Source organism: Paracoccus homiensis, assembly GCF_900111675.1.
GTDB lineage: Bacteria > Pseudomonadota > Alphaproteobacteria > Rhodobacterales > Rhodobacteraceae > Paracoccus > Paracoccus homiensis.
Map to the genome: position 1 here is coordinate 429,869 of NZ_FOHO01000002.1, position 13,121 is coordinate 442,989.

Consider the following 13,121-nt stretch of genomic DNA (forward strand, 5'->3'; position numbering starts at 1 on the left):
CGCGACGGCTCAGCCGTAATCGCGGGCGCCGAAAATGGCCGAGCCGACGCGGATATGCGTCGCGCCCTCGGCGATGGCGGCTTCAAAATCGGCGCTCATCCCCATCGACAGCTTGGGCAGACCATTCTCTTCGGCCAATCGCCGCAGCAGGCGGAAATGCGGCACCGGGTCTTCGCCTTCCGGCGGAATGCACATCAGCCCCTCGGGGGTCAGGCCCAGATCGCGGCATGAGGTCAGGAAACCGGGCAGCTCATCGGCCAGGATCCCGGCTTTCTGGGGCTCATCCCCGGTATTCACCTGAACGAACAATTGCGGGCTGCGCCCCTGTTCCGTCACCTGCTGCGCCAGCTTGCGCGCAAGCGACATCCGGTCCAGCGTATGGATCGCATCGAACAAGGCGACGGCGGGCTTGGCCTTGTTGGATTGCAGCGGCCCGATCATATGGACCGAAACACCGTCATAGGCATCGCGCCAGCCGGGCCATTTGCCCTGTGCTTCCTGAACGTAATTTTCGCCAAAGGTCCGATGACCGGCATCCAGAACCGCGGTCACACGCGCATCCGGCTGCACCTTGCTGACCGCGATCAGCGTGACGGCACCCGCGGCCCGTCCGGCGGCCTGTTCTGCCGCGGCGACGCGGCGCTTGATCTCATCCAGTCCCATGGAAAGGACAAAACAGAAAGAAAAGAGCGGGCGCAAGGCCCGCTCTTTCCGAAACTCACTTTTGATCCAGGGATCAGAAGTTGAAGCGAACGCCCATGTCGGCGCGGACGTTTTCGTCGTAGCCACGCTCGATCGAGCCGGCCAGGTAAGCGCCGCCCAGGTCGTACTTGGCGCCGATACCGAAAGCGTTGTCGGTTTCGTTCGAGTCACGATCGTTGTTCGCGATGTACGCGCTGACGGTGGTCAGCGGTGCAACAGCGTAGTCGCCGTACAGGACGATGGTCTTGCCCTGGTTGTCGGCATCCGAATCTTCGTCGATGTAGTTCAGGCCGACGCCGTTTTCGGTGCCCGGCATGGTGTAGTAAGCACCGACAAAGTACTTCTCTGCGCCGTCAACGCCAGCGGCGTTGTTGACGTAGGCACCCGACAGAGCGATCTGGTTCCAGGTGTAGTCAGCTTTCAGGCTGAACTCTTCGTCGTCGCCACCGGTGGTCTGGTCGGGGTCGACATACGAAGCCATGACGCTGGCGCCGGCGATTTCGTATTCGACAGCAACGCCCATGCGGTTGTCGGTTTCGTTGACGATCTCGACGGTGCCGTCGGCGTTCATGCGAACTTCGTCATTGCCGTAGCCCGAGGTCGAGAACGCGTAGAAATCGCCCTGAGCGTTACCGAACGAACGGCTGATCAGACCAACTTCCGATTCGTAGATCAGGCCGGCCGAGTCGAACGCGGTGTTGACGTTGCCGACCGAGACGGTCAGGCCACCAGCGGTGACATACAGGTAAGCGGGCGAAACATTGCTGCTGCCTTCGCCATCGTCGTACTGCAGGCGGATGCGGCCACCGAAGTCAACGCCCTGATCGCTCGACGTGGTCGCGTCGATGTTCATGCGCAGGCGGGTTTCCAGCTGCGATTCCTGGTCGCGGCCTTCCTGGTAGTCGATCGCGGTGCGGCCATAACCCGAGATGGTCACGTCTGCGGCTGCGATGCCAGCCGACAGGGTCAGCGCGGTCGTCGCGAAAAGAACCTTTTTCATGGTCGTGTTCCCTCTTGTCTCTCTGATGCCCAAACCGGCTCGACCGTCTTGGGTATGGATCGTGTTTCCTCTTTTCGCTTTTGTGATGCAACGGAATCACGACTTGATCACGGTCTTTGCGATTTTCTGTGATGCACATGGGCCACACCTGAACTGTGGCCCCATATTGCGTGTTTCACGGGGTTTGGCGCTGTCGCGGTCAAGATGCTTGTGGCCGTGGGGCGATCCGCGCTAAAGCTGCGGCAATTGCGAAGAACCGGGGGACCGCATGAAGACCGTGACCGCAACGCGCCTGATTCTTGCCGCCTGCCTGACCGCCGGGCTTGCGGCCTGTGGCGGCAATGCCGATGCCCCCGCCGTTCGCAAGGTGGAAGATTCGACGATCTGGGATCTGTTTGCCAATCGCACGGACCCGAACGCCACCGTTTCGGTCAACAAATACCTTTGGAACGCCAGCCTGGAAGTGCTGAACTTCCTGCCGATCCAGTCGGTCGATCCCTTCACCGGGGTGATCGTGACCGGCTATGGCACCCCCCCGGGGGGTGGCCGTTCCTATCGCGCGACGGTCAAGATCAGCGATCCGGCCATGGATGCCCGCAGCCTGAAGCTGGCCCTTCAGGGTCCGGGCGGCAGCGCGGTCGAACCCGGCACCGTCCGCGCGGTCGAGGATGCGATCATGACCCGGGCCCGCCAGATGCGGATCCGCGATCGCGGTCTGTAAGGGCATTGCGGGCGTTTGCGGCCCGCCTGCCACTGGACCCTAACAGGCGGCGCGTATAAACCCTGCGGGCAAGAGATGATGCCCGAGGTCCGATATGCCCTATGATCCGTCCAGCAGCGAAGCCCGGTGGCAGAAGGCCTGGGCCGATGCCGGCAGCTTTGCCGCCATCCGCGACGAGCGCCCCAAATATTACGTGCTGGAGATGTTCCCCTATCCCTCGGGGCGCATCCATATGGGCCATGTGCGCAACTACACGATGGGCGACGTGGTGGCGCGGTTCAAGCGCGCGCAGGGGTTCAGCGTGCTGCACCCGATGGGCTGGGACGCCTTCGGCATGCCCGCCGAGAATGCCGCGATGGAGCAGGGCGGCCATCCCCGCGACTGGACCTATGCCAATATCGCCACGATGCGCGACCAGCTGAAGCCGCTTGGCCTGTCCATCGACTGGAGCCGCGAATTCGCGACCTGCGACGACGATTACGTCCATCAGCAGCAGGCGATGTTCCTGGACATGCTGGATGCGGGCCTGATCACGCGCAAGTCGGCGCAGGTGAACTGGGACCCGGTCGACATGACCGTTCTGGCCAATGAACAGGTCATCGACGGCAAGGGCTGGCGGTCGGGCGCCACGGTCGAGCGCAAGGAGCTGACCCAGTGGTTCTTCAAGATCAGCGACTACAGCGACGAGCTGCTGTCGGCGCTGGACGGGCTGTCGGGCTGGCCGGAAAAGGTGCGCCTGATGCAGGCCAACTGGATCGGCAAGTCGCGCGGGCTGCAGTTCCGCTTTGCCACCGTCGATGCGCCCGAGGGATTCGACGCGATCGAGGTCTATACCACGCGCCCCGACACGCTGATGGGCGCAAGCTTTGCCGCGCTGTCGCCGGATCACCCGCTGGTGAAGAAGCTGGCCGAAACCCGCCCCGAGGTCGCCGCCTTCATCGAGGAATGCAAGCGCATCGGCACCACCGAAGAGGCGATCGAGACCGCGCCCAAGCTGGGCTTCGACACCGGCCTGACCGTCACCCATCCGCTGGACCCAAACTGGCAGCTGCCGATCTGGGTCGCGAATTTCGTGCTGATGGATTACGGCACAGGCGCGATCTTCGGCAGCCCGGCGCATGACGAACGCGACCACGAATTCGCCACGAAATACGGGCTGCCGATCCGCGCGACCTTCGGGCAACCGGGGATGACGCTGGAACAGGCGGACGAGCTGGTCGCCGCCGCGCCCTTCGTGCCGCTGAAATCCGAGACCGTCACCTATGTCCGCGGTTTCGCGGGCGATGCCGACCAGACCGGCGAGGCCGCGGTGGATGCCGCCATCGCCCATGCCGAGGCGCAGGGCTATGGCGAGGGGGTGACCAAGTTCCGCCTGCGCGACTGGGGCATCTCGCGCCAGCGCTACTGGGGTTGCCCGATCCCGGTCGTGCATTGCGACAGCTGCGGCACCGTCCCCGAGGCCAAGGAGAACCTGCCGGTCCTTCTGCCGCAGGATGTGACGTTCGACGTGCCGGGCAACCCGCTGGACCGTCACCCGACCTGGCGTCAGGCGACCTGCCCGAAATGCGGTGGTGCCGCGCGCCGCGAGACCGACACGATGGACACTTTCGTCGATTCGTCCTGGTACTATGCCCGCTTTACCAGCCCCGGTGCCGACACGCCGACGAACCGCGCCGATGCGGATTACTGGATGAACGTGGACCAGTATATCGGCGGCATCGAACACGCGATCCTGCACCTGCTGTATTCGCGCTTCTTCGCCCGCGCGATGGTCAAGACCGGCCACCTGCCCGAGGCCGCGAAGGAACCCTTCGACGCGCTGTTCACCCAAGGCATGGTCACGCACGAGATCTACATGACCCGCGATGCCAAGGGGCGTCTGGTCTATCACCTGCCCGAGGACGTGACCGACGGCAGGCTGGCCGACGGCACCGAGGTCGAGATCATCCCCTCGGCCAAGATGTCGAAATCGAAGAAGAACGTCGTCGATCCGGTCAATATCGTGCAGGGCTTCGGTGCCGATACAGCGCGCTGGTTCATGCTGTCCGACAGCCCGCCCGAGCGTGACGTCGAATGGACAGCGGCAGGGGCCGAGGCTGCGGCCAAGTTCCTGGGCCGCGTCCACCGCCTGGCCGAGGATGCGCCCGCCGACGGCCCCGAGGATCTGGACCTGGCTCGCGCCGCCCACCGCGCCATCGCGGATGTGACCAAGGCGATCGAGGGCTTTGCCTTCAACAAGGCGGTCGCCAAGCTGTATGAACTGGCCAATGCCATCGGCAAGTCCAAGGCCGGCGGCGCTCAGCGGGCCGAGGTGCTGCGCATCACCGCACAGCTGCTGGCCCCGATGGTCCCGCACCTGGCCGAGGATGTCTGGTCGCTGGCAGGCGGGCAGGGGCTGGTCGTCGATGCGCCCTGGCCCAAGGCGGACCCCGCGCTGCTGCAGGATGACAGCGTGACGCTGCCCATCCAGATCAACGGCAAGCGCCGGGCCGAGATCACCGTCCCCAAGGACATGGCCAAGGACCAGATCGAGGCGCTGGTGATGTCGGATGAAACCGTGCAGCGTTTTCTGGAAGGTGCCCAGCCGAAAAAGCTGATCGTGGTGCCGGGGCGGATCGTCAATGTCGTCGCCTGATCGGCCAAGCCGCCGCGTCGCCCTGCTGGGCCTACTGGCCCTGTCGGGCTGCGGGCTGACCCCGGTCTACGGGACCGGGGGGGCGGGCAAGCGGCTGTTCGGCAAGATCCGGCCACGCGATCCGCAGACCTATCAGGACTTTGCCTTCAATCAGCGCCTGTCCGAACGTCTTGGCCCCGATGCGGAAGGCGCGTTCGATCTGGACTATGTCATCAGCATCGGCGTGGTTCCGCAGGCGATCACCCCCGAAGAGGTCACGACGCGCTATTCGCTGAATGGCACCGTCGATTTCGCGCTGAAGGATGCCTCGGGCGTGGTTCGGGCGCAGGGACGGGCCAGCGGCTTTACCTCATATTCGACGACCGGCACGACCATCGCCACCCTGACCGCCGAGGGCGATGCCCGCAAGCGTCTGGCGCGGATGCTGGCAGATCAGGTGGTTACGCGGCTTCTGGCCGCCAGCCCGGACCTGCCCCAGACATGAACCTGAAGGGCGGTGAAATCGCCCGCTATCTGGCGCGGCCCGATCTCTCGCGCCCGGCGCTGCTGATCTATGGTCAGGACGCGATGCGCGTGGCGCTGAAACGGGTCGAGGCGGTGAAGGCCCTGACCGGCGAGAATGCCGAAGAGGAAATGCGCCTGAACCGGATGCCGGGGGCGGGCCTGCGCAAGGATCCCGCCGCGCTGATGGACGCGATCAAGGAGGTCGGCTTTTTCCCCGGCCCGCGCGTCGTTCTGGTCGAGGAAACACCCGACACTGCCGCCGACGCGATCCGTGCCGCGATCGAGGCATGGCAGCCCGGCGATGCGGTCATGGTGGTGACGGCGGGCGGGCTGGCGAAATCCTCGGCGCTGCGAAAGCTGTTCGAGCCGCACAAGCAGGCCGTCGCGGCGCCCATCTATGACGATCCACCCGGCGAGGACGAGATCCGCCGCTGGCTGGAGGCTGCGGGCCTGCGCGAGGTGCCGCGCGATGCCATGCGCGATCTGGCGACGCTGGCCCGTGCGCTGGATCCCGGCGATCTGCGCCAGACCATCGAAAAGATCGGGCTGTATAAATACGGTGACGACACCCCGCTGACCCCGGCCGAGATCGCGCTGCTTGCCCCGGCCACGATCGAGGCCGATCTGGACGAGTTGCTGCATGTCGTCGCCGAGGGGCGGGCCGGTGAATTCGGACCGTTGATGCGCCGAATCGAGGGGCAGGGCACGCAGCCCGTCGCGCTGGCGATTTCCGCGCTGCGCCATTTTCGCGCGCTGCATCTGGCGGCGTCCGATCCGCAGGGCCCTGTCGCCGGTCTGTCGCGGATGCGTCCGCCCGTGTTCGGGCCCCGGCGCGACCGGATGGCGCGGCAGGCACAAAGCTGGGGCGTCGGCCCGCTGGAAGAGGCCGTGCACACATTGGTCGATACCGATCTGACGCTGCGCAGCGCCAGCCGTGCGCCGCAGATGGCCCTGATCGAACGTGCCCTGATCCGCCTGGCGATGATCGCCAAGGGCCGCAGGTGAGCGCGCCCTTCGCCCTGGTCATCGGTGGCGGTCCGGCGGGGCTGATGGCGGCGGAAACCCTTGCGCGCGCGGGGCTGGCCGTGATCGTGGCCGAGGCCATGCCGACGCCGGCGCGCAAATTCCTGATGGCCGGAAAGTCGGGCCTGAACCTGACCAAGCATCAGCCCATCGACCGGTTTCTTGGCCATTTCGACGGCGCTGCCGCGATGGCGCTGGATTTCGGGCCGGAACAGGTGATGGACTGGGCGGGCGGGCTTGGCATTCAGCTGTTCACGGGTTCGACGGGGCGCGTCTTTCCGACCGGAATGAAAGCCTCGCCCCTGTTGCGGGCATGGCTGGCACGGCTGCGCGGGATGGGGGTCGATCTGCGCACGCGCTGGCGCTGGATCGGTATCAAGGACGGGATGCGGTTCGACACGCCACAAGGGGTGCAGCTGCTGCGCCCGCAGGTTACGGTGCTGGCGCTTGGCGGGGCAAGCTGGCCCCGGCTTGGATCGGATGCCGCCTGGCTGCCGATCCTGCAAGACGCGGGCGTGAAGATCGCGCCGTTTCAGCCCGCGAATATGGGGTTTCGGGTCGAATGGTCGGATGCCATGTCCCGCCATTTCGGCCAGCCGGTCAAGGGCACGCAACTGATCGCGGACGATCATGGCAGTCGCGGCGAATGGGTCATCTCGCGCCACGGGATCGAGGGGGGCGGCATTTATGAGATCGCCGCCGCGCTGCGCGAAGGTGCTGCGGGCCGGATCGACCTTGCGCCGGATACCGATCTGGCCGCGATGCGGATGCGCTTTCAGCGGCCCAAGGGCAAGCTGTCGGTCGGGAACTGGCTGCGCAAGGTGATCGGCGACCCGGTCAAGGTGGCGCTGTTGCTGGAATGGGGCAGGCCTTGGCCTGCCGATGCGGCGGGCTGGGCCGATCGTGCGAAGGCCCTGCCGATCCGGCATCTTGGATCGATGGATCTGGACCGCGCGATTTCCAGCGCCGGCGGCGTGCAGGCCGCCAGCATCGGTCCCGATCTGCAACTGACCGATCTGCCGGGTGTTTTTGTCGCCGGAGAGATGCTGGACTGGGAAGCCCCGACCGGGGGCTATCTGCTGACCGGATGCCTGTCGCAGGGTCGGGCTGCGGGGATGGCGGCCGCGCGGCGCATGAAAGGCTTGATAGGACAGTAATCCTGTCGTATTATTCGGTCATGGGAGGAAACCGACTGGCTTTGGCAAAGGGTTTCCAATGGCTTACACGATCACTGACTTCACCCCCGAAATGCGTCGCCGCGTCGACGGCTTTTTCACGCGCGTCGGCGACGGCATGGCGGCCTATCTGGATGCGCGGTCGCGCCGCGGACAGATCGACCTGCTTGAGGCGAAAACCGATGAGGAACTGGCCCGGATGGGCCTGACGCGCGACAGGATCGTCGCCCATGTCTTTCGCGACGTGATCTGGGTCTGATCAGCGTTCCGCGGCCCGCTGCCATGCGGGCCGTTCGCGCATCCGGTCCAGATAATCCGACAGGCGCTGTTCGGCGATGGGAAACCGCGCCGCCAGCGCCCAGGACAGGCAATGTGCCAGAATGAAATCCGGCACCGTCGGTTGCGCCCCCATCAGATAGGGGCCCTCGCCGATCCGGTGGATCAGGGTTTTCTGGCTGTGCTCGAATTCCCAGCGAAGCGTGTTCTTGATCGCGCTCAGGCGCATCTCCTCGGGCAGGACAAAGCTGTGTCGCGCAGCCAGCCACAATGCGGCATCGAATTCGTCCAGCAGAAACTGGGTCAGGCTGTCCTGCCGCGCCCGGTCCAGCGTCCCGGCGGGATAGGTGAACCCGCCATGACGGTCTGCCAGATAGGTCAGAATCGCGGTGGAATCGGTGATCGGCGTGCCGTCATCGATCAGTACCGGCACCTTGCCCGCAGGGTTGAACTCGACGACGCCGTCGCTGCGCGGATTCGCGGGCACATGCTGATAGGGCTGGCCCAGTTCCTCCAGCAGCCACAAGACCCGGAAGGTGCGGCTTTTGCCGGTGCCGATCACGGTGTACATCGGGCTATTCCTTCCATTCCAGAACCAGTTGCGTCTGCGTGACGATGGCGGCGGTCTTGCCGTCATCGCGGGTGATCGTGGTCTGCCAGATCTGCGTGGTTCGGCCGCGATGCAGGGGTGTCGCGACGGCATGCGCGGTATCGCCGATCCGGATCGGGCGCAGGAAGTTGGTCTTGCTTTCCAGGGTGGTGGTGGTCATGCCCTGCGGCAGGTTCATGAAGGTCGCCGTTCCGCCCGCGTTATCGGCCAGCCCCATGATCGCGCCACCGTGCAGCACGCCATTTCGATTGGCCAGAAGCGGCGTGACCGGCATCTCCATCTCGACCCGCTCTGCCGAGGCGTGGATCAGCCGCGCGCCAAGATGGCGGGCGAACTCTGGCTGCGCGGCTGCGCGGTCCTGCAGGGCATTGGGCTGTTCGGTCATGCTGTCCCCCTTCGCTTCCATCAAAATCGGCGGACGGGGGCTTGGCAAGAGGGGGGATCAGGCCTTTCCGCAGGAAATCAGCTGGGTGCGATAGGTCTTGGCGCGCTGACCGACCTTGCCGGCCACGCCGACAAGCCAGCCCTTGGACAGATAGGATTTGCGCGCATAGCCCGCACGGCCTTCGTGATAGGCCAGATATTGCGAGGTGGCGTCCCATTTCGACAGGCCCAGCCGTTTGGATGATCCGTCCATGTACCAGCCCATGAAATCGGTCGCGTCATTGATATTGTCGCGGCGGGCTCGGCGATTGCCGGTTTCCTTCACATATTCCTCCCAGGTGCCGTCCAGCGCCTGGCTATAGCCATAGGCGCTGCTTTGGCGGCCGATGGGAATCACCCCCAATGCATATTGATGCGGGGTGCGGGCATCGCCGATGAATTTCGATTCCTGGTGAATCGCGGCCATCTGCACATGCACCGGCACGCCCCAGCGGCGTTCGGTTTTCTTCATGGCGCGCAGATAGGCGGGGCGCTCGGCCACGATGGCGCACGCATTGTCCAGATTACGCGGCGCCTTGTAGTTGCCGCCGCCGCATGATGCGACCAGCCCGACGATCGCGAGTTTCAGAAACCTGTTCATCCTGCCCTCTTGTCGTTTTTCCGAAATATTACGGGAAAACACGCCAAGGTGAAATCACAAAGCCTACAGGATCGGCGGCTGGCCGCTGGCAGGTGATGTCAGATCGACATCACCGCCTGAACCGCGCGTTGCCAGCGGGCATAGCGGGCGTCCCGGTCCGATTGTCCCATTCCCGGTTCGAACCGACGGTCCAGGCGCCATGCCTTGGCATATTCCTCGGGCGCGGGGCACAGCCCGGCCTGATAGCCCGCCAGCCAGGCCGCGCCTTGCGCCGTGGTTTCCGTGTTCTCGGGACGATCCACCGGGGCGCCGATGATATCGGCCAGAAACTGCATCGCCGGACCGCTGGCCGTCATCCCGCCATCCACGCGCAGCACCGCGTCGCCGGCCGCCGACCAATCGGCACGCATCGAATCAAGCAGATCACGCGTCTGGAAGCCGACACTTTCCAACGCGGCCAGCGCAAGTTCCGCCGGGCCGGTGTTTCGCGTCAGCCCGAAGATCGCGCCCCGCGCCTGAGGGTCCCAATGCGGCGCCCCCAACCCGGTGAAGGCCGGCACCAGAATGATCTGCTGGCTGCGGTCGGCCTCTTGCGACAGGGGGCCTGTCTCTCCGGCCTCGCGGATCATCTTCAGCCCGTCGCGCAGCCATTGTACCACCGCGCCCGCGATGAAGATGCTGCCTTCCAGCGCGTAGACGGGCTTGCCCTTCAACTGATAGGCGATCGTGGTCAGCAACCGGTTTTCCGACCGCACGGCTTCGGTTCCGGTATTCAGCAGCGCAAAGCAGCCGGTGCCATAGGTGGATTTCATCATGCCGGGCTGGAAACAGGCCTGCCCCACGGTCGCGGCCTGCTGATCGCCCGCCACACCAAGGATGGGGATCTCGCGCCCGAACAGGTCCGCGCGGGTGATCCCGAATTCCGAGGCACTGTCCCGTACCTCGGGCAGCAGGGCCATGGGCACGCCAAACAGCTTGCACATATCTTCGGACCAGCGGCCCTTGTGGATGTCATACAGCATCGTCCGGCTGGCATTGGTCGCGTCTGTCACATGCGAGCGACCGCCGGTCAGCTTCCAGATCAGAAAGCTGTCAACCGTGCCAAAGGCCAGATCCCCCGCCTCGGCCCGGGCCCTGGCCCCCTCCACCCGATCGAGGATCCAGGCAATCTTGGTGGCGCTGAAATACGGGTCCAGCAGCAGCCCCGTCGTGTCGGTAACCTGATCTTCGACACCTTGGGCCTTCAGCCGGTCAATGACATCGGCGGTACGGCGATCCTGCCAGACAATGGCATTGTGGATCGGCGCGCCAGTCTTGCGGTCCCAGATGATCACGGTCTCGCGCTGATTGGTGATGCCGATAGCATCGATACGCGGATTTCCCGCCTTCTCGATGGCCCCGCGCGCGGTCGCAGCGCTGGTGGTCCAGATATCGTCCGGCTCATGCTCGACCCATCCCGATTGCGGGAAGTGTTGGGTGAACTCCTGCTGCGCCTTGGCCTGCACCCGCAGGTCGTCACCGAAAACCAGCGCGCGCGAGGACGTTGTCCCCTGATCCATGGCTAGAATGGTCATTTCGGCTGTTCTCCTTCCATTTCTTCTTTGCGCAAATACCCCCGCCGGAGGCACCCGACATCACCGCCGGGATCATTGGGTATTTGGACAAAGAAGAAGGGGCGGCCAGATGACTGCCCCTTCCAAGACTATCTGACGAGATTACTCCTGCCAGCTTTTGACGAGTTCGTCATAGCTGATCGTCTCGGGTTGCGGCTTTTCGTTTTCAAGTTGCAGCTGGGGCGCGATGGTGCCGTTTTCCTTGGCGAAGTTGTTCCACCATTCAAGATCATGCTCTTCCGCCAGTTTCGGTCCGATATCGCCCTGGATGCCGGCACGTTCAAGACGCTCCATGACCTTTTCCTGTTCGGCGCACAGGCTGTCCATTGCCTCTTGTGCGGTCTTGGCGCCCGACGAGGCGTCGCCGATGGCCTGCCACCACAATTGTGCAAGCTTCGGATAGTCAGGAACATTGGTCCCTGTGGGCGACCAGTTCAGCCGCGCGGGCGAGCGGTAGAATTCGATCAGGCCGCCCAGTTTCGGGGCGCGTTCGGTGAAGCTGTCATGTTGGATCGACGATTCGCGGATGAAGGTCAGGCCGACATGGCTTTTCTTCACGTCCACGGTCTTCGAAGTGACGAATTGTGCGTAAAGCCATGCAGCCTTGGCGCGGTCATCGGGGGTCGATTTCAGCAGCGTCCAGGATCCGGCGTCCTGATAGCCCAGCTTCATGCCGTCCTGCCAATAGGCACCATGGGGCGAGGGGGCCATGCGCCATTTCGGCGTGCCATCCTCGTTCACGACCGGCAGGCCGTCCTTGACCATGTCGGCGGTGAAGGCCGTATACCAGAACATCTGCTGGGCGATTTCGCCCTGTGCCGGGACCGGGCCGGATTCGCTGAAGGTCATGCCCTGGGCCGCGGGCGGGGCATAAGCCTCCATCCAGTCCAGGTATTTCTGGATGGCATAGACCGAAGCCGGGCCATTGGTGTCGCCGCCGCGGGCCACGCAGGAGCCGACGGGGCGGCTGTTCTCGTCGACGCGGATGCCCCATTCATCGACCGGGACGCCGTTCGGGATACCCTTGTCGCCGTTTCCGGCCATCGACAGCCACGCATCGGTGAAACGCCAGCCGAGGCTGGGATCCTTCTTGCCATAATCCATATGGCCGTAGACCTGCTTGCCGTCGATTTCGCGGCCGGTGAAGAACTCGGCGATGTCCTGATAGGCCGACCAGTTGACCGGCACGCCCAGATCGTAGCCGTATTTCTCTTTGAACTCGGCCTGGATGTCGGCATCGTTGAACCAGTCATAGCGGAACCAGTAGAGGTTCGCGAATTGCTGGTCGGGCAGCTGGTACAGGTTTCCGTCCGGCGCGGTGGTGAAGGATTTCCCGATGAAATCGTCCAGATCCAGGCCGGGATTGGTGACATCCGCCCCCGCATTCGCCATCCAGTCGGTCAGGTTGCGGGCCTGCTGATAGCGCCAATGGGTGCCGATCAGATCGGAATCGTTGACATAGGCGTCATAGACGTTTTCGCCCGACTGCATCTGCGTCTGCAGCTTTTCGACCACATCGCCCTCGCCGATCAGGTCATGGGTGATCTTGATGCCGGTGATCGCGGTGAAGGCCGGGGCCAGAACCTTGGCTTCGTATTCATGCGTGGTGATGGTTTCCGACACGACGTTGATTTCCATCCCGGCGAAGGGCTGGGCGGCGTCGACGAACCATTGCATCTCGGCTTCCTGCTCTTCTCGGGTCAGGGTCGAGTTGTCGATTTCGGCATCCAGAAAGGCCTTGGCCTCGTCCATGCCGGCCTGTGCGGAACTGACCATCAGCGCCAGCGCCAGCGCCATGGCCGTTGTCAGGTGTAGTTTCATTCTCTCCTCCCACGTGA

Annotated in this window: 13 protein-coding genes; 6 read left to right on the plus strand and 7 right to left on the minus strand. The window is 64.3% G+C overall.

Annotated elements, in window-relative coordinates; all coding sequences use genetic code 11:
- Nucleotides 1-9: 9 nt before the first annotated feature.
- Complete coding sequence (locus BMX67_RS04445; protein ID WP_090732908.1) at nucleotides 10-663, minus strand: YggS family pyridoxal phosphate-dependent enzyme; 654 nt, start codon at nucleotides 661-663, stop codon at nucleotides 10-12.
- 73 nt (nucleotides 664-736) lie between these two features.
- Nucleotides 737-1,702, minus strand: coding sequence for a porin (locus tag BMX67_RS04450; protein WP_090732790.1), 966 nt, complete (start codon nucleotides 1,700-1,702; stop codon nucleotides 737-739).
- Nucleotides 1,703-1,970: 268 nt separating this feature from the next.
- Between BMX67_RS04450 and BMX67_RS04455 the strand changes: the two genes are divergently transcribed.
- From BMX67_RS04455 to BMX67_RS04480, 6 genes are all read left to right on the plus strand, one after another.
- Nucleotides 1,971-2,423 carry a DUF3576 domain-containing protein gene (locus BMX67_RS04455; RefSeq protein WP_090732792.1) on the plus strand — a complete coding sequence of 151 codons (453 nt, stop codon included), beginning with the start codon at nucleotides 1,971-1,973 and terminating at the stop codon, nucleotides 2,421-2,423.
- A 94-nt stretch (nucleotides 2,424-2,517) separates the two neighbouring features.
- Nucleotides 2,518-5,058 (plus strand): leucine--tRNA ligase, encoded by a 2,541-nt coding sequence (leuS, locus tag BMX67_RS04460; protein ID WP_090732793.1) that lies wholly within the window; start codon nucleotides 2,518-2,520, stop codon nucleotides 5,056-5,058.
- The gene (gene lptE / locus BMX67_RS04465; RefSeq protein ID WP_090732794.1) at nucleotides 5,045-5,542 is read left to right on the plus strand and encodes an LPS assembly lipoprotein LptE; all 498 of its coding nucleotides are present in this window, start codon (nucleotides 5,045-5,047) and stop codon (nucleotides 5,540-5,542) included. Before leuS ends, lptE begins: the two co-directional genes overlap by 14 nt.
- Nucleotides 5,539-6,567, plus strand: coding sequence for a DNA polymerase III subunit delta (gene holA, locus BMX67_RS04470; RefSeq protein ID WP_090732796.1), 1,029 nt, complete (start codon nucleotides 5,539-5,541; stop codon nucleotides 6,565-6,567). The genes lptE and holA overlap by 4 nt, the downstream gene beginning before the upstream one ends.
- On the plus strand, nucleotides 6,564-7,742 hold the full coding sequence (locus BMX67_RS04475; protein WP_090732797.1) for a BaiN/RdsA family NAD(P)/FAD-dependent oxidoreductase: 1,179 nt from the start codon (nucleotides 6,564-6,566) through the stop codon (nucleotides 7,740-7,742). Before holA ends, BMX67_RS04475 begins: the two co-directional genes overlap by 4 nt.
- 58 nt (nucleotides 7,743-7,800) lie before the next feature.
- On the plus strand, nucleotides 7,801-8,019 hold the full coding sequence (locus BMX67_RS04480; RefSeq protein ID WP_090732798.1) for a hypothetical protein: 219 nt from the start codon (nucleotides 7,801-7,803) through the stop codon (nucleotides 8,017-8,019).
- Here BMX67_RS04480 and BMX67_RS04485 read toward each other — a convergent pair whose 3' ends face one another.
- The 5 genes from BMX67_RS04485 to BMX67_RS04505 form a co-directional block, all read right to left on the minus strand.
- Nucleotides 8,020-8,607 (minus strand): glutathione S-transferase family protein, encoded by a 588-nt coding sequence (locus tag BMX67_RS04485; RefSeq protein WP_090732800.1) that lies wholly within the window; start codon nucleotides 8,605-8,607, stop codon nucleotides 8,020-8,022.
- 4 nt (nucleotides 8,608-8,611) lie between these two features.
- Complete coding sequence (locus BMX67_RS04490; protein ID WP_090732801.1) at nucleotides 8,612-9,031, minus strand: PaaI family thioesterase; 420 nt, start codon at nucleotides 9,029-9,031, stop codon at nucleotides 8,612-8,614.
- Between the two features lie 57 nt (nucleotides 9,032-9,088).
- Nucleotides 9,089-9,670 carry a transglycosylase SLT domain-containing protein gene (locus BMX67_RS04495; protein ID WP_090732803.1) on the minus strand — a complete coding sequence of 194 codons (582 nt, stop codon included), beginning with the start codon at nucleotides 9,668-9,670 and terminating at the stop codon, nucleotides 9,089-9,091.
- 98 nt (nucleotides 9,671-9,768) lie between these two features.
- The gene (glpK, locus tag BMX67_RS04500; RefSeq protein ID WP_090732804.1) at nucleotides 9,769-11,244 is read right to left on the minus strand and encodes a glycerol kinase GlpK; all 1,476 of its coding nucleotides are present in this window, start codon (nucleotides 11,242-11,244) and stop codon (nucleotides 9,769-9,771) included.
- A gap of 141 nt (nucleotides 11,245-11,385) precedes the next feature.
- Nucleotides 11,386-13,104: an ABC transporter substrate-binding protein gene (locus tag BMX67_RS04505; RefSeq protein ID WP_090732806.1), complete on the minus strand. Its 1,719-nt coding sequence runs from the start codon at nucleotides 13,102-13,104 to the stop codon at nucleotides 11,386-11,388.
- Nucleotides 13,105-13,121: the final 17 nt, after the last annotated feature.

Coding starts and splice junctions, on each gene's coding strand:
- BMX67_RS04445 (WP_090732908.1), bottom strand. CDS start 663: ATGGGACTGGATGAGATCAAGCGCCGCGTCGCCGCGGCAGAACAGGCC.
- BMX67_RS04450 (WP_090732790.1), bottom strand. CDS start 1,702: ATGAAAAAGGTTCTTTTCGCGACGACCGCGCTGACCCTGTCGGCTGGC.
- BMX67_RS04455 (WP_090732792.1), top strand. CDS start 1,971: ATGAAGACCGTGACCGCAACGCGCCTGATTCTTGCCGCCTGCCTGACC.
- leuS (WP_090732793.1), top strand. CDS start 2,518: ATGCCCTATGATCCGTCCAGCAGCGAAGCCCGGTGGCAGAAGGCCTGG.
- lptE (WP_090732794.1), top strand. CDS start 5,045: ATGTCGTCGCCTGATCGGCCAAGCCGCCGCGTCGCCCTGCTGGGCCTA.
- holA (WP_090732796.1), top strand. CDS start 5,539: ATGAACCTGAAGGGCGGTGAAATCGCCCGCTATCTGGCGCGGCCCGAT.
- BMX67_RS04480 (WP_090732798.1), top strand. CDS start 7,801: ATGGCTTACACGATCACTGACTTCACCCCCGAAATGCGTCGCCGCGTC.
- BMX67_RS04485 (WP_090732800.1), bottom strand. CDS start 8,607: ATGTACACCGTGATCGGCACCGGCAAAAGCCGCACCTTCCGGGTCTTG.
- BMX67_RS04490 (WP_090732801.1), bottom strand. CDS start 9,031: ATGACCGAACAGCCCAATGCCCTGCAGGACCGCGCAGCCGCGCAGCCA.
- BMX67_RS04495 (WP_090732803.1), bottom strand. CDS start 9,670: ATGAACAGGTTTCTGAAACTCGCGATCGTCGGGCTGGTCGCATCATGC.
- glpK (WP_090732804.1), bottom strand. CDS start 11,244: ATGACCATTCTAGCCATGGATCAGGGGACAACGTCCTCGCGCGCGCTG.
- BMX67_RS04505 (WP_090732806.1), bottom strand. CDS start 13,104: ATGAAACTACACCTGACAACGGCCATGGCGCTGGCGCTGGCGCTGATG.